This is a genomic window from Pseudomonas juntendi (assembly GCF_021560075.1).
GTDB lineage: Bacteria > Pseudomonadota > Gammaproteobacteria > Pseudomonadales > Pseudomonadaceae > Aquipseudomonas > Aquipseudomonas juntendi.
Genome location: NZ_CP091088.1, coordinates 1,709,311 through 1,728,578 on the forward strand (window position 1 = coordinate 1,709,311; position 19,268 = coordinate 1,728,578).

17 protein-coding genes are annotated in these 19,268 nt (G+C 62.1%); 12 read left to right on the top strand and 5 right to left on the bottom strand.

From position 1 onward, the window contains the following. Nucleotides 1–176 precede the first annotated feature (176 nt). A complete protein-coding gene (locus tag L1P09_RS07845; protein ID WP_054904197.1) occupies nucleotides 177–686 on the bottom strand; it encodes a hypothetical protein in 510 nt (169 codons plus the stop codon). Nucleotides 687–1,012: 326 nt separating this feature from the next. On the opposite strand from L1P09_RS07845, the gene L1P09_RS07850 reads away from it, so the two are divergent. Both L1P09_RS07850 and L1P09_RS07855 read left to right on the top strand, forming a co-directional pair. Beyond that, a complete protein-coding gene (locus L1P09_RS07850) occupies nucleotides 1,013–1,948 on the top strand; it encodes a chemotaxis protein CheV (protein ID WP_192439809.1) in 936 nt (311 codons plus the stop codon). Between the two features lie 55 nt (nucleotides 1,949–2,003). Continuing rightward, nucleotides 2,004–2,807, top strand: a complete 804-nt coding sequence (locus tag L1P09_RS07855) for an MOSC domain-containing protein (RefSeq protein WP_054904160.1) — start codon at nucleotides 2,004–2,006, stop codon at nucleotides 2,805–2,807. Nucleotides 2,808–2,871: 64 nt separating this feature from the next. Here the strand turns inward: L1P09_RS07855 and L1P09_RS07860 are convergent, their stop codons facing one another. Continuing rightward, a complete protein-coding gene (locus L1P09_RS07860; RefSeq protein ID WP_232892062.1) occupies nucleotides 2,872–4,797 on the bottom strand; it encodes a transglycosylase SLT domain-containing protein in 1,926 nt (641 codons plus the stop codon). A gap of 222 nt (nucleotides 4,798–5,019) precedes the next feature. Here L1P09_RS07860 and L1P09_RS07865 point away from each other — a divergent pair, with 222 nt between their 5' ends. Then, entirely contained in the window at nucleotides 5,020–6,948 is a 1,929-nt protein-coding gene (locus L1P09_RS07865; protein WP_110679572.1) for an ATP-binding cassette domain-containing protein, read from the top strand. 125 nt (nucleotides 6,949–7,073) lie between these two features. Here the strand turns inward: L1P09_RS07865 and L1P09_RS07870 are convergent, their stop codons facing one another. Continuing rightward, nucleotides 7,074–7,514, bottom strand: a complete 441-nt coding sequence (locus L1P09_RS07870; protein WP_009686273.1) for a universal stress protein — start codon at nucleotides 7,512–7,514, stop codon at nucleotides 7,074–7,076. Between the two features lie 110 nt (nucleotides 7,515–7,624). Here L1P09_RS07870 and L1P09_RS07875 point away from each other — a divergent pair, with 110 nt between their 5' ends. From L1P09_RS07875 to L1P09_RS07905, 7 genes are all read left to right on the top strand, one after another. Beyond that, the gene (locus L1P09_RS07875) at nucleotides 7,625–8,062 is read left to right on the top strand and encodes a hypothetical protein (RefSeq protein ID WP_235768713.1); all 438 of its coding nucleotides are present in this window, start codon (nucleotides 7,625–7,627) and stop codon (nucleotides 8,060–8,062) included. A gap of 692 nt (nucleotides 8,063–8,754) precedes the next feature. Then, the gene (gene fadB / locus L1P09_RS07880) at nucleotides 8,755–10,902 is read left to right on the top strand and encodes a fatty acid oxidation complex subunit alpha FadB (protein ID WP_029887012.1); all 2,148 of its coding nucleotides are present in this window, start codon (nucleotides 8,755–8,757) and stop codon (nucleotides 10,900–10,902) included. A 31-nt stretch (nucleotides 10,903–10,933) separates the two neighbouring features. Beyond that, nucleotides 10,934–12,109 (top strand): acetyl-CoA C-acyltransferase FadA, encoded by a 1,176-nt coding sequence (gene fadA / locus L1P09_RS07885; RefSeq protein ID WP_003248768.1) that lies wholly within the window; start codon nucleotides 10,934–10,936, stop codon nucleotides 12,107–12,109. 76 nt (nucleotides 12,110–12,185) lie between these two features. Then, nucleotides 12,186–12,437 (top strand): DUF1653 domain-containing protein, encoded by a 252-nt coding sequence (locus L1P09_RS07890; RefSeq protein WP_025754461.1) that lies wholly within the window; start codon nucleotides 12,186–12,188, stop codon nucleotides 12,435–12,437. A gap of 101 nt (nucleotides 12,438–12,538) precedes the next feature. Then, a complete protein-coding gene (gene topA, locus L1P09_RS07895) occupies nucleotides 12,539–15,148 on the top strand; it encodes a type I DNA topoisomerase (RefSeq protein ID WP_054904164.1) in 2,610 nt (869 codons plus the stop codon). A gap of 89 nt (nucleotides 15,149–15,237) precedes the next feature. Then, a complete protein-coding gene (locus L1P09_RS07900; protein WP_054904165.1) occupies nucleotides 15,238–15,753 on the top strand; it encodes a DUF6586 family protein in 516 nt (171 codons plus the stop codon). Nucleotides 15,754–15,803: 50 nt separating this feature from the next. Next, the gene (locus L1P09_RS07905) at nucleotides 15,804–16,037 is read left to right on the top strand and encodes a hypothetical protein (RefSeq protein WP_009686280.1); all 234 of its coding nucleotides are present in this window, start codon (nucleotides 15,804–15,806) and stop codon (nucleotides 16,035–16,037) included. Between the two features lie 56 nt (nucleotides 16,038–16,093). Here the strand turns inward: L1P09_RS07905 and sulA are convergent, their stop codons facing one another. Together sulA and lexA are read right to left on the bottom strand one after the other, a co-directional pair. Then, nucleotides 16,094–16,570, bottom strand: coding sequence for an SOS-induced cell division inhibitor SulA (gene sulA, locus L1P09_RS07910; protein WP_009686281.1), 477 nt, complete (start codon nucleotides 16,568–16,570; stop codon nucleotides 16,094–16,096). A gap of 13 nt (nucleotides 16,571–16,583) precedes the next feature. Continuing rightward, nucleotides 16,584–17,192, bottom strand: a complete 609-nt coding sequence (gene lexA / locus L1P09_RS07915) for a transcriptional repressor LexA (RefSeq protein ID WP_029887015.1) — start codon at nucleotides 17,190–17,192, stop codon at nucleotides 16,584–16,586. A gap of 217 nt (nucleotides 17,193–17,409) precedes the next feature. Between lexA and L1P09_RS07920 the strand changes: the two genes are divergently transcribed. Beyond that, nucleotides 17,410–18,117 (top strand): TetR/AcrR family transcriptional regulator, encoded by a 708-nt coding sequence (locus L1P09_RS07920; protein ID WP_009686283.1) that lies wholly within the window; start codon nucleotides 17,410–17,412, stop codon nucleotides 18,115–18,117. Nucleotides 18,118–18,200: 83 nt separating this feature from the next. Continuing rightward, a complete protein-coding gene (gene nagZ / locus L1P09_RS07925) occupies nucleotides 18,201–19,199 on the top strand; it encodes a beta-N-acetylhexosaminidase (protein WP_172828394.1) in 999 nt (332 codons plus the stop codon). The last annotated feature ends 69 nt before the right edge of the window (nucleotides 19,200–19,268 follow it).

Consider the following 19,268-nt stretch of genomic DNA (forward strand, 5'->3'; position numbering starts at 1 on the left):
CCTGTTGGCAGGGCGGTGCCGGGTGGCAAAGTGCCACCCGCGGATCCCGCTGCTCGCACCCGCGCTGCAACTAAGGCGGTAATGATTCAACTTGGCCTTCCTGAAACTTTGCGAACTTTGCAAGTTCGACCAGCGCAGGGCTTGAGTGCATGTAGTTAGTTGCACTTCTGGTCAGGTTAATGCGCGCGGTACGGCCGGCTGCCATGGCTGCCGGAGCGCATGACATCATGCGGGTGATCGCACGTTTTGCCTGCTTCATCGCAAGACGCGCAAGCAGGGGCAAGGGGTTGCTGCACGACCTTGGCCAGCTCGCCCAGCAGCACCAGTTGCTCGCCGATATCCAGGTTCAACCGCCCGGTTCGGCTGTCGAGCAACTCCAGTTGCCAGGCCAGCAGGGTCAGGCACGCCTCGATCGCAGGCAATGCCTCTGGCTGCAGGCAGCCGCTGTAGCAGGCCGGGGCCAGCAACTGGTGAAGCGCGGTGGCGTAATGGGCAACTTCGCGCGCGCCCAGGCGGGTGGCCTGCCCGGCGAGGCTGGCCAAGGTGCTGTCCAGGCAGCGGCAGGCGTCTGGATCGTTGTCGATCAATTCCAGATGCTGCAGGCATTCCTGGGCCTGGGTCAGCAGTACCTGGGCATCCAGCAGGAAGCCCTGCAGTGCGTTATCGAACGCTAAGGCAGTGTCCATGATCAGGTCCCCGCGCGTGGGGTAGGCGCAGGTGACGGGCACGCCGCAACGATAGCTAGCAAAAGCCTGACTCCATTCATGCAATGAGAATGGCGTCACATTAATGGCTAAAGGATATCGCGAATATCAGGTTCCACCTGACTGCCCCTAGGGGTTTCCCTGATGCGGGCTGCCGAATTCGAGCGGGGTGCCGGCAGTAAAGCATGATGGTAAAGTGATATCAATTGCCGGGTCGGCATTTTCCCGCAAGGGTCAAGGTGTGCGGGAAGCCGCCGATACAGGGAGGATCAATTCACCTTTTTCGACTCAAGCCTGGGGGCTTTCCAATGGCTGGCATTCTCGACACGGTAGACCAACGCACGCAACTGGTAGGTGAGAACCGCCTGGAAATCCTGATGTTCCGCCTGGCGGGCCGCCAATTGTTCGCGATCAACGTGTTCAAGGTTCAGGAAGTGCTGCAACTGCCCAAGCTCACCCTGATGCCCCAGCGTCATGCGTTCGTCTGCGGTGTGGTCAACCTGCGTGGGCAGACGTTGCCGGTGATCGACCTGTCCCAGGCCATTGGCATGCGCCCGCTGCAACCCACGCCCGACAGCACCATCATCGTCACCGAATACAACCGCTCGGTGCAGGCTTTCCTGGTAGGAGGGGTCGACCGCATCGTCAACATGAACTGGGAGTCGATCATGCCGCCGCCGTCCAGCGCCGGGCGCCAGCATTACCTGACTGCCATCACCAAGGTCGATGAGCAACTGGTCGAGGTCATCGACGTGGAAAAGGTGCTGGCTGAAATCGTGCCTTACAACGCCCGGGTTTCCGGCGACAAACTGGCCGACCCCGTGCTGGCACGGGCGCAAGGCCGCGAGGTGCTGCTGGTGGACGACTCCAGTGTGGCCCTGGCGCAGTTGCGCGACACCTTGTCCCAGTTGGGCATGAAACTGCATGTGGCCAGTGATGGCCTGAAGGCACTGCGCATGCTCAAGGGTTGGGCTGATGCAGGCGAGGACGTGTGTGAAAAGCTGCTGATGGTGTTCACCGACGCCGAAATGCCGGAAATGGACGGCTACCGCCTGACCACTGAGATTCGTAGCGATGCGCGGCTGCGCCAACTCTACGTGGTGCTGCACACATCGCTGTCGGGCAGTTTCAATGAATCCATGGTCAAGAAAGTGGGTTGCGACAACTTCCTTTCCAAGTTCCAGCCCGATCGCCTGGTCGACGTGGTCAAGCAGCGCCTGCTGCTGGATACGGCCACCGCGTGATCGCCACGCCTGCCCGGTATAAGCTTGGCATTTGCCAAGACGCGAGGCGGCAGGGATGTTTCTGAGTGAGTTGTACCGATACCCGGTGAAGTCGTGCCAGGCGCAGAGCCTGCGCGCTTCGCCGGTGGGGCTGCTGGGCCTGCAGGGTGACCGGCGCTGGATGGTGGTCGAGGCAGAAAACGGACGCTTCCTGACCCAACGTGCCTGGCCACGCCTTGGCCAGATCGCGGCGCACGATGACGGCTGCGGCCAGCTGCTGTTGCAGGCGCCTGGGCGCGCCTCGCTGAGGGTGGCAGTGCCACCTGCCGATGAGGGCCTGCGTGGCGTGACGATCTGGCGCGATACCTTGCGCGTGCCAGACGCCGGCGATGGCGCGGCGGCCTGGCTGAGCGAGTGGCTGGGCAAGGCTGTGCGCCTGGTGCATTGCCCGGAGCAGCGTGCCCGTTATTTGCCCAACGGTTATGGCTTCAACAGCGATCGCGCGGCTTTTCCGGATGGTTTCCCCTTGTTGCTGATCGGCCAGGGCTCGCTTCACGAGCTTGACCGCCGTGTGGGGCGGCCCATGGAGATGCTGCGTTTTCGACCGAACCTGGTGGTGCAGGGCGCCGAGCCTTTCGCCGAGGATGGCTGGAAGCGGATCCGCATTGGCACCCTCGAATTCCGGGTGCTCAAACCGAGTGTGAGGTGCATCTTTACCACTATCGACCCCGCCACCGGCGAGCGCAGTGAAGACCGTGAACCGATGGCCACGCTCAGGACCTTCCGCGAAAAGGATGGCGATATCCTGTTCGGGCAGAACCTGGCGGTGGATGGCAGCGGGTGGCTTGAGGTCGGGATGGGCGTGGAAATCCTGGAATAGCTGTGTGCTGGCACCGGCCTGTTCACAGGTGCCCGTGAACAGGCCGGCAAGGGCTCAGCGAACTTTACATGTCATCGAAATACCGCTCATGCCAATCCACCAGCGGCTGCGGTGCATTCAGTTTCTGCCCGTAGATCACTGAATACGACAGCACGTTCTGCACGTATTGGCGGGTTTCGTCGAACGGGATCGACTCCACCCACACATCGAAACTCAGGTGCTTGGCGCCCCTCAGCCACTGTCGCACGCGCCCGGGCCCGGCATTGTAGGCTGCTGAGGCCAGGACCCGGTTGCCGTTGAACTGGCTATGCACCTGGCTCAGGTAGGCGGCGCCCAGCTGGATGTTCTTGTCCGGGTTGAGCACTTGTGCCGGTGAGGCAAGCGGAATGCTGAACTTGCGGGCCGTTTCCTTGGCGGTAGCCGGCATCAGTTGCATCAGGCCGCTGGCGCCTACCGGGGAGCGTGCGTCTTCCATGAACGCGCTTTCCTGGCGGGTAATGGCGAATACCCAGCTCGAATGCAGGCCGCGCACATTGGCTTCGCGCACCAGGGTATCGCGGTGGGCCATCGGGAAGCGGATGTCCAGGTCGTCCCAGTACTGGGCCTGGCTGATGGTGCGGATGGCCGGGAAGTACCAGCGCAATTCATAACCCAGACGCGCCTGGGCCACCATTTCATCGCGGTTGAAGTGCCGGCTGACGTGGTACCACTCGCGGCGGCCTTCGACGATCTGGCCGCGGGCATGGAATTCCAGCGCCCGCTGGATGCCGGGTGTATTGCGTACTTTCTTCACCAGTTGCGGGCTCAGCAACAGGGGTTTGTTGTTCAGTTGGTACGGTGTCTTGGCCCGGTCGGCGGCGAGGAAACCATAGAAGTCACGCTCGCGCGCCACGTTCTTGTACAGCAGTGGGATCTGCGGGTTGTTCGGCTGTGCCAGCTCCAGGCTGCGCGCTTGCCAGTACTTCCAGCGGCTGCTGCTGGCCAGGTCCTGAGGCAGGCGGCGGGTCAGCTCGTAGGCGTCTTCCCAGCGGCCCAGGCGCAGCAGCAGGCGCAGGCGCCATTCACTGACGGTGTTGTCGCGCAGCTCAGGGTCGTAGCGGGTCATCAGGTCGAGCGCACGCGGGTCGTAGCGGCGGGCCAGGGTCAGGCCTATTTCGCGGGCGATGGCCACCTTTTCGTCGCGGGAGAAATGCATGCGCTGGGCGTAGTCGTCCAGCAGCGCCATGGCCCGCTCCGGGTCCTGGCGCGCCAGGCGGCGCAGGCCCAGGCTGACCACATCGGCCATCGCCTCGTTGGCCGGGGCAAAGCGCGATGGCTGGTTGAGCAGCTCAGGCTTCTGTGCCACGTCGACCAGCAGCCGGCCTTGCGGGCCGAGGGTGGTCAGGCCATTGATCAGGCTGTTGGCCAGGCTGTAATTGCGCGCCTGGGCCGCCAGCTTGATGCGCTGCCAGCGCTTACTCTCGGTCAGTTGGCCTTCAGCGGCCCACATGCCGAACAGTGTGTCGCACGCGGCAGGTTGCGACTTGCCCACGTTCCACAGCTTTTCGGCGGTGGCGTTGCCTTCGGCACGCAGGCCATGGCTGAGCTGGTACTGGCCGTTGAGGCAATCGAGCTCGGTGAAATTGAGCTTGGGGTCGTAGTACTTGACGAAGGTGTCCCACTCCCCGCGTTCGGCCAGCCAGCGCAACCAGCGCAGTTTCATCCAGTTGGCCTGGGGCAGGTCACCATGCTTGGCGAGGAACGCCTCGATTTCCTGGTTGCTGGCGCTTTTCAGGCGGGCAGTGAGCTCGTCGTAGGCCAGGTACGGGGTCAGCGGGTAGTCACTCAGAGCCTGGGCATAGCGTAGGTAAGGGCCTTTGTCGCCCTTGGCCAGCGCGCGCTTGGCTTCGTCGTAGTACTGGCGCTGCAGGGTGAGGTCGGTGGCCTGTGCCGCGCTGGTGGCAGCGGTCAGCAGCAGGCAGGAAGCAATTTGTAACAGGCGGCTGCGCATGATACGTCCGGGCAGTTGAACCATGGGAAAGTGACGGCGGAGCCAGCACTGTTGGAAGCTATTGGCTTAGCTTAGCCGTTTGCCGGCAGCGGGTGAAAGCACTGTGCTTGTATCGGCATATTAACGTCGACCGGATGTCGCCACGGGTGCATCGATTGGCCTGGCAGCTGCCGTCGGGGGCCCAACTCAGGTAGAATGCGCGCCCGATTTATGGAGACCAACATGACCCTGCTCAAATTCAGCGATGTGTCCCTCGCATTCGGCGCCATGCCGCTGCTGGACAAAGTGTCCTGGCAGATCGCTCGTGGCGAGCGGGTGTGCATCATCGGCCGCAACGGCACCGGCAAGTCGAGCATGCTGCGCCTGGTCAAGGGCGAGCAGAAGGGCGACGACGGGGAAATCTGGCGTGCGCCGGGCCTGAAGATCGGCGAACTGCCGCAGGAACTGCCGGTGGCCGATGAGCGCACGGTGTTCGACGTGGTCGCGGCCGGCCTCGACGGCGTGGGTGAACTGCTGGCGCAGTTCCACCACCTGAGCATGAACATCCAGGGCGACGATGACCTGGAAAAGCTCATGCATGTTCAGCACGAACTGGAAGCCCGCGACGGCTGGCGCCTGCAGCAGGTGGTGGAAAGCACCCTCAGCCGCCTGCAACTGCCTGCCGACAAGACCCTGGCCGAGCTGTCCGGTGGCTGGCGCCGCCGCGTGCTGCTGGCCCAGGCGCTGGTGTCGGAGCCCGACCTGCTGCTGCTCGACGAGCCGACCAACCACCTGGACATTGGCGCCATTGCCTGGCTCGAAGAGGCCCTGCGCGGGTTCAACGGCGCGGTGCTGTTCATTACCCACGACCGGTCGTTCCTGCAGAACCTGGCCACCCGCATCCTTGAACTGGACCGTGGCGGCCTGATCGACTGGAACGGCGACTACGCCAGCTTCCTGGTGCACAAGGAGGCCGCACTGGCCGCCGAAGAAACCGCCAACGCGCTGTTCGACAAGCGCCTGGCCCAGGAAGAAGTGTGGATTCGCCAGGGCATCAAGGCCCGCCGTACCCGCAACGAAGGTCGCGTGCGTGCCTTGAAGGCCCTGCGGGTAGAGCGTGGCGAGCGCCGCGAACGCCAGGGCAAGGCCAATATCCAGATCGAGGCGGCGGAAAAGTCCGGCAAGCAGGTCATGGTGCTGGAAAACGTGAGTTTCCATCATCCCGAAGGGCCGATGCTGGTCAAGGACTTCTCCATGGTCCTGCAGCGCGAAGACCGTATCGGCCTGCTGGGTGCCAACGGTACCGGCAAGACCACCTTGCTGAAGTTGATGCTCGGTGACCTGGAGCCCACTTCAGGCAAGGTCGAGCGCGGCACCAAGCTGGAAGTGGCCTATTTCGACCAGATGCGCCACCAGCTCGAGCTGGAAAAGACGGTGATCGACAACCTCGCCGAAGGCCGTGACTTCATCGAGATCGATGGGCAGAACCGCCATGTGCTCAGTTACCTGGGCGACTTCCTGTTCAGCCCCCAGCGTGCGCGCACGCCGGTCAAGGCGCTGTCGGGGGGTGAGCGTGCCCGCCTGCTGCTGGCCAAGCTGTTCAGCAAGCCGGCCAACCTGCTGGTGCTCGACGAACCGACCAACGACCTGGACGTGGAAACCCTCGAACTGCTCGAAGAGGTGCTGTCCAACTACAAGGGCACCGTGCTGATCGTCAGCCACGACCGGGCCTTCCTCGACAACGTCGTCACCAGCACCCTGGTGTTCGAAGGCGAGGGCAAGGTGCGCGAGTATGTAGGGGGTTATGAGGACTGGATTCGCCAGGGCGGCTCGCCGAAGCTGCTGGGCGTGACCGAGAGCAAGGGCGGCAAGTCGGCCCTCAACAGCGCGGTGGTGGAGAAGGTCGAGGCCAAGCCTGCGCCTGTTGCTGCGCCGGTGGTGGAAGAGGCATCGAAGAAAAAGCTCAGCTACAAGCTGCAGCGTGAGCTGGAGATGCTGCCGGGGCAGATCGACGCGCTGGAGCAGCGCATGGCTGAAGCCCAGGAAGAAGTGAATGCGGTGGGCTTCTATCAGCGGCCGATTGCGGAGACTTCGGCGGTGCTGGCCAGGATCGAGAAGCTGCAGGGTGAGCTGGATGTACTGGTAGAGCGCTGGGCTGAGCTGGAAGGCTGATAGTTGTTAGCCTGGTCCGGCCCTATCCCCGGCAAGCCAGCTCCCACAGGGACACCATAAGGCTTGAAATCCATGGTGCCTCTGTGGGGGCTGGCTTGCCGGCGATAGGGCCGGACCAGGTCGGCTCAGTCTTTCTTCTGCAAGCGTACCGCCAGCACGTCACATGGCGCACCGTGCAGCACGTCATTGGCCGTGGAACCCAACAGCAACGCCAGGCCGTGGCGGCCATGGCTGCCGACCACGATCAGGTCGCAGTGTTGTTCCTTGGCAAGCTGGTGAATTTCCTGGCGAGGTTGGCCGTAGGTCAGGTGCGAGTCGCCTCGATTAATGTCCGGGTACTTGTTGAACAACCGGTCCATGCGCTCTTTGGCCTGGTCGAACTGCTGTTGTTGCAGTTGCGACAGGTCCATCGGCACATCGCCGCCAAACGCCATGGCCATTGGCTCGACGATATGCACCAGCGATACCTTGGCGTTCGATGGGGCAGCCAAGGCCATGGCGCGCTTGATTACCGGGTCGCATTCTTCGGTCAGGTCGACCGCGACCAACAAATGTTCGTAGGGCATGAGCAGTACTCCTGACAATCGCGATAAAGGAAGTATGGTCGCTTTCGGGCGGGTCTTCCGTGAAAAGTGGCTAACCAGCTCATTTGCAACGCTTTATGGAATCTACTGATATGACGGTATTGCTGGTGGTGTCAATCCTTGCGCTGATTCTCAGCCCGTTTTCCTGGTTGCGCAGTTCGCGCAAGCAGAGCGAGCAGATGAAGCTGCGCCTGGAGGCCCGACGTATGGGGTTGGCCATGCAGCTGGCGCCACAGCAGTGGCCGCACTGGCTGGAGAAGGAGCCGCCAAGTCCTTGTCCGCAGTACCACCGGGCGCGCCGCCGTGGGCACCAGAACAGCTTCAGCTACTGGCAGGTCAGCCCGGGGGTGTGGTGGAACCAGTACCGCGAACCCTGCGAAGACCCGCGTTTCGTGGAGGCGCTGGCGCGCTTGCCGGCGAGCGTTTACAAGGTAGAGGCCGATGCCCGGATGATCGCGTTGTATTGGACTGAACGGGGCGATATGGCTGTATTGCAGGATGTTGCCTACGTCCTCGAAACCCTCGCCTGAGTTCAGCTAAACATGATCCCTTTAGGAGCAACTCTCTTTCTCAAAATTTGAAAAGCCTGCGCGATTCACCTGTAGGAGCGGGCAAGCCCGCGAAGCAGGCGACGCGGTGTCTGGCACCGGCTTTGCCGGTGTTCGCGGGCAAGCCCGCTCCCACAAGTGGAACGGTGAATGACCAGGTCTAATCCCCTCTCAAGACACAATGCCGCTCCTACAACGACAAAGCGGCGGCTTGGCATACCCCTGAAGGGGTGGGGTGCCAAGTCGCCGCTTTGCGTTCTGCTTTCGCAGAAAAGGCCAGGCAGGCCGGGTATTCATTCACGCAAGTGGCAGTGTAGCCATACCCGCTCGGCGCGCAAGCGAAAATGTGCAGCGCCTGTGCAATCGCGGGGGTCGATCGCTGGCATGAATGACCGGTGATCACTGTCATCATGATTTGCTGCGCGCACGGTACAAAATGACCACAAAGTCGCGTTTTCTTCGTGCTCGTGAGCATTTGACAACGCAGATCTTTTCGGAGAATGTGTGCACACCCAAATCAAACGGGCGTATGAATTGAGCGTTTGTATGTCACCACGCCAAGCCATACTTCCGACTAGCGCGCTGACGGGTGTGCCTGGGCGGGGCAGCTAGGCCTGCTTCCGCTGCAGCGATCGGCGTGTACAGTTCAGCTTCCATATCGTGGAGATCAGTTGATGATTTACGAAGGTAAAGCCATCACGGTTAAGGCTCTTGAAAGTGGCATCGTCGAGCTCAAGTTCGACCTCAAGGGTGAGTCCGTCAACAAGTTCAACCGCCTGACCCTGAACGAGCTGCGCGAGGCCGTAGGCGCCATCCAGGCCGACGCCTCGGTCAAGGGCGTCATCGTCAGCAGTGGCAAGGACGTGTTCATCGTCGGCGCCGACATCACCGAGTTCGTCGACAACTTCAAGCTGCCCGAGGCCGAACTGGTCGCCGGCAACCTGGAAGCCAACCGCATCTTCAACGCCTTCGAAGACCTCGAAGTGCCGACCGTCGCGGCCATCAATGGCATCGCCCTGGGTGGCGGCCTGGAAATGTGCCTTGCCGCCGATTACCGTGTCATGTCCAGCAGCGCCAAGATCGGCCTGCCGGAAGTCAAGCTGGGCATCTACCCGGGCTTTGGCGGCACCGTGCGCCTGCCGCGCCTGATCGGTTCGGACAACGCCATCGAGTGGATCGCTGCCGGCAAGGAAAACCGCGCCGAAGACGCCCTCAAAGTCGGCGCCGTCGATGCCGTGGTTGCGCCCGAGCTGCTGCAGGCTGGCGCCATCGACCTGATCAAGCGCGCCATCAGCGGCGAGCTCGACTACAAGGCCAAACGCCAACCCAAGCTGGAAAAACTCAAGCTCAACGCCATCGAACAGATGATGGCGTTCGAAACTGCCAAGGGCTTCGTTGCCGGGCAGGCCGGGCCGAACTACCCGGCCCCGGTCGAAGCCATCAAGAGCATCCAGAAGGCCGCCAACTTCGGCCGCGACAAGGCGCTGGAAGTCGAAGCGGCCGGGTTTGCCAAACTGGCCAAGACCTCGGTTGCCGAGAGCCTGATCGGCCTGTTCCTGAACGACCAGGAGCTCAAGCGCAAGGCCAAGGCGCACGACGAAATCGCCCACGACGTGAAGCAGGCTGCCGTGCTTGGCGCCGGTATCATGGGTGGCGGCATCGCCTACCAGTCCGCGGTCAAGGGCACCCCGATCCTGATGAAGGACATCCGCGAGGAAGCCATCCAGCTGGGCTTGAACGAGGCCTCCAAGCTGCTTGGCAACCGCGTCGAAAAGGGCCGCCTGACCCCGGCCAAGATGGCCGAGGCGCTCAATGCCATTCGCCCGACCCTGTCCTATGGCGACTTTGCCAATGTCGACATCGTGGTCGAGGCCGTGGTCGAGAACCCGAAAGTCAAACAGGCGGTGCTGGCGGAAGTGGAAGGGCAGGTCAAGGACGATGCGATCCTGGCCTCCAACACTTCGACGATCTCCATCAACCTGTTGGCCAAGGCGCTCAAGCGCCCGGAAAACTTCGTCGGCATGCACTTCTTCAACCCGGTGCACATGATGCCGCTGGTAGAAGTGATCCGTGGCGAGAAGTCCAGTGAAGTGGCTGTGGCCACCACCGTGGCCTATGCCAAGAAAATGGGCAAGAACCCGATCGTGGTCAACGACTGCCCGGGCTTCCTGGTCAACCGCGTGCTGTTCCCGTACTTCGGCGGCTTTGCCAAGCTGGTCAGCGCCGGTGTCGACTTCGTGCGCATCGACAAGGTCATGGAAAAGTTCGGCTGGCCAATGGGCCCGGCCTACCTGATGGACGTGGTAGGCATCGACACCGGCCACCACGGCCGTGACGTGATGGCCGAAGGTTTCCCTGACCGCATGAAGGACGAGCGCCGCTCGGCGGTGGATGCCCTGTACGAGGCCAACCGCCTGGGGCAGAAGAATGGCAAGGGTTTCTACGCCTACGAAACCGACAAGCGTGGCAAGCCGAAGAAAGTGTTCGACGCTACCGTGCTCGACGTGCTCAAGCCGATCGTGTTCGAGCAGCGTGAAGTCACCGATGAAGACATCGTCAACTGGATGATGGTGCCGCTGTGCCTGGAGACCGTGCGCTGCCTGGAAGACGGCATCGTCGAGACCGCTGCCGAAGCCGACATGGGGCTGGTCTACGGCATTGGTTTCCCTCCCTTCCGCGGTGGTGCGCTGCGCTACATCGACTCGATCGGTGTCGCCGAATTCGTTGCCCTGGCCGATCGCTATGCCGACCTGGGGCCGCTGTACCACCCGACCGCCAAGCTGCGCGAAATGGCCAAGAATGGCCAGCGCTTCTTCAACTGAGCGGTCAACGAGCTAGAGCGAGAGATTTGATATGAGCCTGAATCCAAGAGACGTGGTGATTGTCGACTTCGGTCGCACGCCGATGGGCCGCTCCAAGGGTGGCATGCACCGCAACACCCGCGCCGAAGACATGTCGGCGCACCTGATCAGCAAGCTGCTGGAGCGCAACGGCAAGGTCGACCCCAAAGAGGTCGAGGACGTGATCTGGGGCTGCGTCAACCAGACGCTGGAGCAGGGCTGGAACATCGCCCGCATGGCTTCGCTGATGACGCAGATCCCGCACACTTCCGCTGCGCAAACCGTCAGCCGCCTGTGCGGCTCGTCGATGAGCGCGCTGCACACCGCCGCCCAGGCCATCATGACCGGCAACGGCGATGTGTTCGTGGTCGGCGGCGTGGAGCACATGGGCCATGTCAGCATGATGCACGGCGTGGACCCTAACCCGCACCTGTCCTTGCATGCCGCCAAGGCTTCCGGGATGATGGGCCTCACTGCAGAAATGCTCGGCAAGATGCATGGCATCACCCGTGAGCAGCAGGACCTGTTTGGCTTGCGTTCGCACCAGTTGGCCCACAAGGCTACGGTCGAAGGCAAGTTCAAGGATGAAATCATCCCGATGCAGGGCTACGACGAGAACGGCTTCCTGAAGGTATTCGATTTCGACGAAACCATTCGCCCGGAAACCACCCTCGAAGGCCTGGCGTCGCTCAAGCCGGCATTCAACCCCAAAGGGGGCACGGTTACGGCCGGTACTTCGTCGCAGATCACCGACGGCGCGTCGTGCATGATCGTCATGTCTGGCCAGCGCGCCATGGACCTGGGTATACAGCCGTTGGCGGTAATCCGCTCGATGGCGGTGGCAGGTGTGGACCCGGCGATCATGGGCTACGGCCCGGTGCCATCGACCCAGAAAGCCCTCAAGCGTGCCGGGCTGACCATGGCAGACATCGACTTCATCGAGCTCAACGAAGCCTTCGCTGCACAGGCCTTGCCAGTGCTGAAAGATTTGAAAGTGCTCGACAAGATGGATGAGAAGGTTAACCTGCACGGCGGCGCCATCGCTTTGGGGCACCCGTTCGGTTGCTCTGGGGCACGTATTTCCGGCACCCTGCTCAATGTCATGAAGCAAAATGGCGGTACCCTCGGGGTGGCGACCATGTGCGTCGGCCTCGGCCAAGGTATCACCACTGTCTTCGAACGCGTCTGATCGCGCCGCTGGACAGCAACCGGGGCCTTGTGCCCCGGTTTTGTTTTTTCAGGTTTTATTCAGGAGGGTGTGCAACATGCAGATACAGCCAGGCGTCTACCGGCATTACAAAGGGCCTGAGTACCGTGTCTTCAGCGTTGCGCGGCACTCCGAGAGCGAAGAGTGGATGGTTTTCTACCAGTGCCTGTATGGTGACTACAGCTTCTGGGTAAGGCCACTTTCGATGTTCCAGGAGTCCGTCGAGGTTGACGGCGAGCAGGTGCCACGCTTTGCTTTGGTCAAGGCCGAAGAGGGGCTGCCCGGGTTGCTGGGCAAGTCGCACGCATGATCGTTCGAACTTGACCTCACACTTTTGCCACTATATATAGCGGTGCCGCGTGTCGGCACCTGACGCGTTTTTCATCTTCAGATTCAGGAATACTCCGATCCATGGGCAAATCGCTGGTCATTGTGGAATCCCCGGCCAAGGCCAAGACCATCAACAAGTACCTGGGCAACCAGTACGTGGTGAAGTCGAGTATCGGCCATATCCGAGACCTCCCCACCAGCGGTTCGGCCAGCGCAAGCAAAGAGCCGGCCGCCAAGCGTGGTAAGGCTGCGGGTGAGGCCCCGGCGCTTTCACCCAAGGAAAAGGCCCGTCGCCAGCTGGTGTCGCGCATGGGTGTCGACCCCGACCACGGCTGGAAAGCCAAGTACGAGATCCTGCCTGGCAAGGAAAAGGTGATCGAAGAGCTGCGCCGCCTGGCCAAGGATGCCGACACCATCTATCTCGCAACCGACTTGGACCGCGAAGGGGAAGCCATTGCCTGGCACCTGCGCGAGGCCATCGGTGGTGACGACGCCCGCTACAAGCGCGTGGTGTTCAACGAAATTACCAAGAAGGCGATTCAGGAAGCCTTCTCGCAACCGGGCGAGCTGGACATCGACCGGGTCAACGCGCAGCAGGCTCGGCGTTTCCTTGACCGTGTGGTGGGCTACATGGTGTCGCCGCTGTTGTGGGCCAAGATTGCCCGTGGCTTGTCTGCCGGTCGCGTGCAGTCGGTAGCGGTCAAGCTGGTGGTAGAGCGCGAGCGTGAAATTCGCGCGTTCATCCCGGAAGAATACTGGGAAATCCACGCCGACCTCGGCACCGCGAAAAACGCCAAGGTGCGTTTCGAAGTGGCGCGCGAAAATGGCGAGGCGTTCAAGCCGCTGAACGAAGCCCAGGCCATGGCCGCGCTGGAGAAGCTCAAGGCTTCCAGCTACAGCGTGGTCAAGCGCGAAGACCGCCCGACCAGCAGCAAGCCGTCGGCGCCGTTCATTACCTCCACCCTGCAGCAGGCCGCCAGCAACCGCCTGGGCTTTGGTGTGAAGAAGACCATGATGATGGCCCAGCGCTTGTACGAAGCTGGCTACATCACGTACATGCGTACCGACTCGACCAACCTGTCGGCCGATGCCCTGGACATGGCCCGCAGCTACATCGAGCGTGAGTTCGGCAAGCAGTACCTGCCGGATGCACCGCTGGTCTACGGCAGCAAAGAAGGCGCCCAGGAAGCGCACGAAGCGATTCGCCCGTCGGACGTGAATACACACCCGACCAAGCTCAGTGGCATGGAGCGCGACGCCGAGCGCCTGTACGAGCTGATCTGGCGCCAGTTCCTGGCTTGCCAGATGCCGCCGGCGCAGTACCTGTCTACCAGTGTCACCGTGGCTGCCGGCGATTTCGAGCTGCGCGCCAAGGGCCGTATCCTGAAGTTCGACGGTTATACCCGTGTGCTGCCACAGCAGAGCAAACCGGGTGAAGACGACGTACTGCCGGAAATGGTCCAGGGCGAAGCGCTGAAGTTGCTGCAGATCGACCCGAGCCAGCACTTCACCAAGCCGCCGGCACGCTTCACCGAAGCCAGCCTGGTAAAGGAAATGGAAAAGCGCGGCATCGGTCGCCCGTCGACCTACGCGGCGATCATTTCCACCATCCAGGATCGTGGTTATGTGACCCTGCACAACCGCCGCTTCTACTCCGAGAAAATGGGCGACATCGTCACCGAGCGCCTGTCGGAAAGCTTCTCCAACCTGATGGACTACGGCTTTACCGCCGACATGGAAGAGAACCTCGACGACGTGGCCCAGGGCGAGCGTGACTGGAAGAACGTGCTCGACGAGTTCTATGGCGACTTCAGCAAGAAGCTGCAGACGGCCGAGTCGAGCGAAGACGGCATGCGCGCCAACCAGCCGACCATGACCAACATTCCGTGCAAGGAATGTGGCCGGCCAATGATGATTCGTACCGCTTCCACTGGGGTATTCCTTGGCTGCTCTGGCTACAGCCTGCCGCCGAAAGAACGCTGCAAGGCGACCGTCAACCTGGTGCCCGGCGATGAGATCGCTGCGGACGACGAGGGCGAGTCCGAGTCGCGGGTGCTGTTGGGCAAGCACCGTTGCCCGATCTGTGCCACGGCGATGGATGCCTACTTGCTGGATGAGAAGCACAAGCTGCACATCTGCGGTAACAACCCGGACTGCGCTGGCTACGAAATCGAAGAAGGCAACTACCGCATCAAGGGTTACGAAGGGCCAAGCCTGGAATGCGACAAGTGCGGTAGCGAGATGCAACTGAAGACCGGCCGGTTCGGCAAGTTCTTCGGCTGCACCAACCCGGCTTGCAAGAACACCCGCAAACTGCTGAAAAGCGGTGAGGCAGCGCCACCGAAGATGGACAAGGTGGACATGCCTGAGCTCAAGTGCGAGAAGGTGGACGACACCTACGTACTGCGCGATGGCGCCTCGGGGTTGTTCCTGGCGGCCAGCCAGTTCCCCAAGAACCGCGAAACCCGGGCACCACTGGTCATGGAAATCGTGCCGCACAAGCACGAGATCGACCCGAAGTACCACTTCCTGTGCGATGCGCCGCAGAAGGACCCGGACGGCCGCCCTGCGGTGATCCGCTACAGCCGCAAGACCAAGGAGCAGTACGTGCAGTCCGAGGTCGATGGCAAGCCTACCGGCTGGAAGGCGTTCTACGACGGTGGCGCGTGGAAGGTAGAAGACAAGCGCTGAGCCTTCAGTGCTGTAATTGGGGCCGCTTAGCGGCCCCAATCATTTATGATGCAGAAACTTGCCTTGCAGCCTGAAGGGAGGGCACAGAAATGGCCCAGGAAACCTACACCCGCACCAACCAGAAACTGTTCTTTGCCGGCCTCGCCCTCGAGGCCATGGCCAAGGCCGAGCAAAGCCAGGCCATGAATGCCCAGGGCTTGGTACAGGCCGAGCGCGAGTCGGCGCTGTTTCACCTGTACGGCGCGCTACTGGGCATGTGCCATGAAATTGGTGCTTTCTACCGCCTGCCGGTGGTGGCAACTGTGGAGCAGGCACTGGCCGACGACAGCCTGAACGGTATTGCCATCCCCGAGGTGGCCGAGCTGCTGGAGCTGGCGCGCCAGCGTGAAACCTGGCTGGCGCAAATGCTCAGTGGTTATGCCGATTTGTTCCGACCACCTGTCGCCAGGAAAGCGCCAAAAACCGATGTTACTCAGCCGCTGATCCAAGCCGTGAACCTTGACGAGCCCGAGCAGCCAGCATTGTCCCGCGCCGAGCTGGAAAGCTGGCGCAATAACCTCAAAGGCCTGGTCAGGCGTTTTCGCGACGCGTTGAGTGAGTGCTGATCGCGGCAACGGCTGATACAATACTGGCCTTTCGCGGAGAACTGCCATTTATGTCTACGTCTTTTCTGGAAATTGTCGAGTTGCCTGATGGCCGCATCGAACTGCGTCGCGCCGAGGATGAAGGCTCACTGGTAACCTTGGATTTCTCGGAAGACGCCAAGGTATTTCTGCAGGGTCAGCATGTTGAAGTGGCCAAGGCCATGCTCAGCGTGGGTGTGCAGATGGCCGGTCGCCTGATGGAAGGTGAGGCTGAGCGTGATGAAGGGCCGCGGGTGCTGCACTGAACCCTGAGGGTGCAGCAGGTGGCTGGCGTTTTGAAGTAACAGGCAAAGCCTGAACATCAGCCGAGGCGGATGTTCAGGCTTTGTGCATTTCCGGTAGTGGCTGCCCGTAGCAGTTGCTGGCGGGCAGTGGCATTCACGCTACCCAGCCAGCTGACCACTGTGTGGCTAAGGCCCAGGCGCAGGGCTTCGCAGGCCAGCTGCAATGGGCTCTGATTGCTACGGGGTTGCAGCAGCAGGATCCGTTCACGGTTGAGGCCTGCGTCGCGCAGCCAGGCCTGGGTCAGGCTCGACGGCGGCGCGATCAGGGTCAGCCAGCGGGTCTCGTCTTCTTCGCTCAGCTCACGCAGTACGGGTGCCAGCAGGTTTTGGCAGTGCCCTTGGGCGCCACGCAGCGACAGTTCGCTGAAAAGCTCGGGGTCGCTGTGCTTGCGTGCCAGTTCGCTGGCCTTTAAGCCAGGAAGTACGGGTTGGGCAAGGAATGCTTCGAACAACGGCAACTGGGCTTGCTCGGGTACGTGAATGAACTGCTGCATGACGCCTCCTGGATCAGCGGCGAATGACGCCGACGCTCAAGCCCTCGATCACCAGTTCCTGTTCTTTCAGGTCGACTTCGATGGGGGCGAATTCGGGGTTTTCGGCCAGCAGCCAGACTTTGCTGCCTTCGCGCTTGAAGCGCTTGACGGTCACTTCGTCGCCGATGCGGGCCACCACGATCTGGCCGTTGCGTGCTTCACGGCAGGTGTGTACTGCCAGCAGGTCGCCGTCCAGGATACCGACGTCCTTCATGCTCATGCCGTGCACGCGCAGTAAATAGTCGGCCTGGGGGTGGAAGAAGGCGGGGTTGATGTTGCACGATTGCTCGATGTGCTGCTCGGCCAGGATCGGTGCACCGGCAGCCACACGGCCGATGATGGGCAGGCCGCTTTCTTCGGCCTTGGCTTCGAAGCCCGGGATGCGGATGCCGCGGGATGCACCTGGGGTCATTTCGATGGCACCCTTGCGGGCGAGGGCCTTGAGGTGTTCTTCGGCAGCGTTGGGCGATTTGAAGCCCAGTTCCTGAGCGATCTCGGCACGTGTGGGCGGGAAACCGTTGTCTTCCAGGCAACGCTTGATGAACGCGAGAATTTCGGCTTGGCGTGGCGTCAGTTTCAGCATGTTGGGTGCTCTGGCTTTTTGTACAGTGACTGGGATTATATACAGTACTGGATAAGCTTCAAGCCACACGTTGCAAGAAAAGTCGCACGCCCCCTCCCGGAGGCACGACGCGCGCTGTTTTCCAACGGCGACCGCCCGGTCACCGAGCCTTGACAGATGCAGGGCTGAAACGTATGTTTCAAACAACTGTTTGTCTGGCGGAGTAGTCGGAGTAGTCATGGCCCAATCGGAAACCGTTGAACGCATTCTCGATGCTGCCGAGCAGCTGTTCGCGGAAAGGGGGTTCGCTGAAACCTCGCTGCGGCTGATTACCAGCAAGGCCGGGGTCAACCTGGCGGCGGTCAACTATCACTTCGGTTCCAAAAAAGCGCTTATCCAGGCTGTGTTCTCGCGCTTCCTGGGCCCGTTCTGCGCCAGCCTCGAGCGTGAACTGGAACGCCGCCAGGCCAAGCCCGAGCACAAGCCAAGCCTGGAAGAGCTGCTGGAAATGCTGGTGGAGCAGGCATTGGCCGTGCAGCCGCGCAGCAACAACGACCTGTCGATCTTCATGCGGCTGCTGGGCCTTGCCTTCAGCCAGAGCCAAGGGCACTTGCGGCGCTACCTGGAAGACATGTACGGCAAGGTGTTCCGCCGCTACATGCTGTTGGTCAACGAGGCGGCTCCCCGTATTCCGCCGCTGGAGCTGTTCTGGCGCGTGCACTTCATGCTGGGGGCGGCCGCGTTCAGCATGTCCGGCATCAAGGCCCTGCGGGCCATCGCCGAAACCGACTTCGGTATCAATACGTCCATCGAACAGGTCATGCGCCTGATGGTGCCGTTCCTGGCGGCCGGCATGCGGGCGGACAGTGGCGTCACCGACCCGGCCATGGCCACTGCACAACTGCGGCCACGCACCAAGAGCAGCGCCGCCACGGCCAAGGCCTGAAAGCTGGGCGCGGCGGGGCGCTTGGGCTAAGCTAGCGCCGCTTCTGTTCAGTCTTCAATTAAGGAATACCCATGACCGTCAGTCTGCAAGGCTCCCTGATGGTGGACATCGCCGGTAAATGGCTGACCGCCGAAGACCGTCACCTGCTGCGCCAGCCCGAAGTGGCCGGCCTGATCATCTTCGCCCGCAATATCGACAGCCCGCGCCAGGTGCGTGAGCTATGCGCATCCATCCGCGCCATACGCCCCGATCTGATTCTGGCGGTGGACCAGGAGGGCGGCCGTGTGCAACGCCTGCGCCAGGGCTTTGTACGCCTGCCCGCCATGCGCGCGCTGGCCGACAACGACAACGCTGAATACCTGGCCGAGCAGTGTGGCTGGCTGATGGCGACCGAAGTGCTGGCAGTGGGCCTGGACCTGAGCTTCGCTCCGGTGCTTGACCTTGATCACCAGCGCAGTGCCGTGGTGGGCAGCCGCGCCTTCGAGGGCGACCCGCTGCGTGCGACGCAGTTGGCCGGGGCGTTCATCCGCGGCATGAATGCCGCCGGCATGGCGGCCTGCGGCAAGCACTTCCCGGGGCATGGCTGGGCCGAGGCCGATTCGCACGTGGCCATTCCCACCGATGAGCGCAGCCTTGCGCAACTGCGCCAGGCCGACCTTGTACCGTTCAGCCGCCTGAGCGGGCAATTGGCGGCGGTGATGCCGGCGCATGTCATCTACCCGCAGGTGGACGACCAGCCGGCCGGCTTCTCGCGCCGCTGGCTGCAGGACATTCTGCGTGGCGAGCTGGGCTTTGACGGGGTGATCTTCAGTGATGACCTGTCGATGGCCGGTGCCCATGTGGTGGGCGATGCGGCCAGCCGTATCGAGGCGGCATTGTCTGCCGGCTGCGACATGGGCCTGGTTTGCAATGACCGCGCGGCCGCAGAGCTGGCACTGAGCGCAGCGCAGCGCATGCAGGTCAGGCCCTCGCCGCGTATCGCCCGGATGCGCGGGCAGGGCTTTGCACGTACCGACTATCGCCAGCAGCCACGCTGGCTGGCGGCGTTGGGCGCGTTGAAAGAGGCGCAGCTGGTCGACTGACCTGTCGCCGCTGGAGCGGGTTTCTGGTTGCCAGTGAGATCGCCGCCGGCGCGGCGCTCGGCCTCACTG

Excerpts from the sequence above, each read along its gene's own strand:
- L1P09_RS07845 (WP_054904197.1), bottom strand. The coding sequence starts at position 686 with ATGGACACTGCCTTAGCGTTCGATAACGCACTGCAGGGCTTCCTGCTG.
- L1P09_RS07850 (WP_192439809.1), top strand. The coding sequence starts at position 1,013 with ATGGCTGGCATTCTCGACACGGTAGACCAACGCACGCAACTGGTAGGT.
- L1P09_RS07855 (WP_054904160.1), top strand. The coding sequence starts at position 2,004 with ATGTTTCTGAGTGAGTTGTACCGATACCCGGTGAAGTCGTGCCAGGCG.
- L1P09_RS07860 (WP_232892062.1), bottom strand. The coding sequence starts at position 4,797 with ATGCGCAGCCGCCTGTTACAAATTGCTTCCTGCCTGCTGCTGACCGCT.
- L1P09_RS07865 (WP_110679572.1), top strand. The coding sequence starts at position 5,020 with ATGACCCTGCTCAAATTCAGCGATGTGTCCCTCGCATTCGGCGCCATG.
- L1P09_RS07870 (WP_009686273.1), bottom strand. The coding sequence starts at position 7,514 with ATGCCCTACGAACATTTGTTGGTCGCGGTCGACCTGACCGAAGAATGC.
- L1P09_RS07875 (WP_235768713.1), top strand. The coding sequence starts at position 7,625 with ATGACGGTATTGCTGGTGGTGTCAATCCTTGCGCTGATTCTCAGCCCG.
- fadB (WP_029887012.1), top strand. The coding sequence starts at position 8,755 with ATGATTTACGAAGGTAAAGCCATCACGGTTAAGGCTCTTGAAAGTGGC.
- fadA (WP_003248768.1), top strand. The coding sequence starts at position 10,934 with ATGAGCCTGAATCCAAGAGACGTGGTGATTGTCGACTTCGGTCGCACG.
- L1P09_RS07890 (WP_025754461.1), top strand. The coding sequence starts at position 12,186 with ATGCAGATACAGCCAGGCGTCTACCGGCATTACAAAGGGCCTGAGTAC.
- topA (WP_054904164.1), top strand. The coding sequence starts at position 12,539 with ATGGGCAAATCGCTGGTCATTGTGGAATCCCCGGCCAAGGCCAAGACC.
- L1P09_RS07900 (WP_054904165.1), top strand. The coding sequence starts at position 15,238 with ATGGCCCAGGAAACCTACACCCGCACCAACCAGAAACTGTTCTTTGCC.
- L1P09_RS07905 (WP_009686280.1), top strand. The coding sequence starts at position 15,804 with ATGTCTACGTCTTTTCTGGAAATTGTCGAGTTGCCTGATGGCCGCATC.
- sulA (WP_009686281.1), bottom strand. The coding sequence starts at position 16,570 with ATGCAGCAGTTCATTCACGTACCCGAGCAAGCCCAGTTGCCGTTGTTC.
- lexA (WP_029887015.1), bottom strand. The coding sequence starts at position 17,192 with ATGCTGAAACTGACGCCACGCCAAGCCGAAATTCTCGCGTTCATCAAG.
- L1P09_RS07920 (WP_009686283.1), top strand. The coding sequence starts at position 17,410 with ATGGCCCAATCGGAAACCGTTGAACGCATTCTCGATGCTGCCGAGCAG.